Origin of the sequence: Kitasatospora sp. GP82 (genome assembly GCF_029892105.1) — a bacterium.
Lineage (GTDB): Bacteria > Actinomycetota > Actinomycetes > Streptomycetales > Streptomycetaceae > Kitasatospora.
The window spans coordinates 1-2,160 of sequence record NZ_JARZAJ010000113.1; the positions used below are offsets into that span (position 1 = coordinate 1).

The 2,160-nt window shown below is 67.6% G+C and carries 1 protein-coding gene; it reads right to left on the reverse strand.

Going from position 1 to position 2,160, the window contains the following annotated elements:
• Nucleotides 1–599: 599 nt before the first annotated feature.
• Complete coding sequence (locus P3T39_RS37290; RefSeq protein ID WP_280703772.1) at nt 600–1,709, reverse strand: family 16 glycosylhydrolase; 1,110 nt, start codon at nt 1,707–1,709, stop codon at nt 600–602.
• Between the last annotated feature and the right edge of the window lie 451 nt (nt 1,710–2,160).

The following is a 2,160-nucleotide window of genomic DNA, read 5'->3' on the forward strand; positions in this document are numbered from 1 at the left end:
TGAACTCCACCGGGCCAACCGCCCGACCGTCCACCGGACCATCACCCATCACCCTCAATACGCAGAGCACTCGATCGCGTGCCAACTGTAACGGCATGTTGGCTTGGGCCCACGCAGGTGACCGCATCCGCGAACCGGCGCGTCCCATCGGCCCTGGATGTCGAGCGGCCGAAGGTGATCTGACACTCGATCAGCAGAAGGTGCCCGCGACCTGCAAGGATGCGAGTGTCCCGGCTTCCGCGTTTCGGTTGGGGCCGGCTGAGCCGGGTTGATCTTCGTGGGGGTGGCGCTTGCCGACGCGCGGCGGGGCGGGCATGCCGGGGCCCGACGCGCGGTCGGGTGCTCTTGGACCCTCGGGCCGTGGGGCGGTCAGCGGCGGTGTCGCTGGGTCAGGTCACTGGGCGGGGCAGCGCCGCGCGGCGAGCGAAGGCGGGGGGCAACTCGTGACCCAGGGCCAGGTGGTGGTGATTCGCGGGTGGATTCATCGTGCTGCGCGGGTCGCCCGGGGCGGTGTGCAGGATCCGGTAGCGCTGCGCCCGACCAGCCATGGCCAGGCGCCCAGCAGGGCGTCCGCTCCGGTGGAGGGACGGTGGGCAGGGTCACCGGTACACGCGCACGTAGTCGGCGGCCGAGGTGATCGGGGTGGAGTCCTGCGGCGCGGGGTGATACCTCCCGGCATCCACCGACAGGTTCAGGATGAGGTAGGCGGAAAACGACGTGCCTACGCCGGTCTGGTCGGAGAAGACCTTGGCGCCGTTCACGTACCAGTTGACCGAGTTGGCACCGTAGAGGACCCCGATCACCACCCAGTTTCCGGGGGCCACCCCGTCGGCATTGGTGTAGTAGTCCTGGGAAGCTTGGACGTGGTTGGCCAGTTCCAGCAGGTTCGGGTGTTCGGGATGGTACTCGTACTTGTCGATCTCGTTGTCGCCGTTGTTCCAGGTCCACAGCGAGGGCCAGGCACCGAGGCCGGAAGGCATCTGGACCCGGGTCTCGATGTAGTCGTTCGTCCGGACCTGGAATCCCTCGGATGAGCCCTCGGTGGTGAGCAGCCCGGTGTTCCACGCGCGTTTGCCGTTCTCCAGGATGTGGGAGCTGGGCTGGGCGGTGAAGGTGGCGACTCCGTTGGCGACGGTCACAGCGGACTGCTGCAGCCAGTCGAGCTTGTCGTCGTTCGGGTTGTGGTTGCCGTACTGGTAGGCGCTGGTGGTGGTGCCGATCCATCGGGTGCCGAAGGCGATGGGCTGGTTGAACTCCTCATCGAAGGTGAGGGTCTTTCCTTGGGCCGGGTTCGATGGATTCCCTGATGACGGAGCCACGGTCAGGGTCTCCGGGGGCAGGTTGTGGAAGCCCGCGCTGTCCAGGTAGTAGCCGAATTCGGTGTAGGTGCCGGCGAGGAAGGTGCGTGCGCCCGAGGTGTAGGTGAGACCCGACGGGCAGATGGTCACGTTGCTGAGCGAGTTCGGGAAGTCGAAGTTGCGCCCGGCCGAGTCGCGTACGGCGACTCCGAGCTGTTGCACCGTGGTGCAGCTGGTAAAGCGCACGTTCAGGGTGGCTTTGGCGGAGATTCCGGGCGACACGCTGGCCGGCGTGAGGCTGTCCTGCGTGATCGTGGTGGCCGCATGAGCCGGCCCGGGGACAGCGAGGACGATCACCAGGGCTGCCGCGGCAGCGGCTGCGGCCGCCCTGATGCGGCCAAGTGTGTGCATGAGTTCGATCCTTCTTCCGGGAAGTGGGTCGTCGGCGGGGTGCGAAAGGCGCGCCCTGGGGGAAGAAACGCGCGTTCCGAACCTGGCAGCCATTCATGGGATATGTGGGCGACGCCACCTGCGGAGAGCGTGCACGCGCCGGGGAACCCAGCTGTAGTCGCGCCACTGAAGGCCGGGCTCATCTGCCCCACCGGCCCGCACACCGGACACGCCGCCCGCTGGTTCTCCCGGATCACGGCCGTCTTGGCGCGGCCTCGGCACACCACCCACCCGTGTGCAACTATCGCCGCTGGAGGTACCGGCCCACAGTCGCCCGCTCAGCTGACGGTCAGCGTGAACAGCGTGCTCTCGTCCGACTCGTAGTGATCGTCCTCGCTGAACACCTCCAGGTGCCCCGTGGCCGTGGCACCGTGTGGCACGCCCGGATCCACATGGATCGGGATCAGCGCGG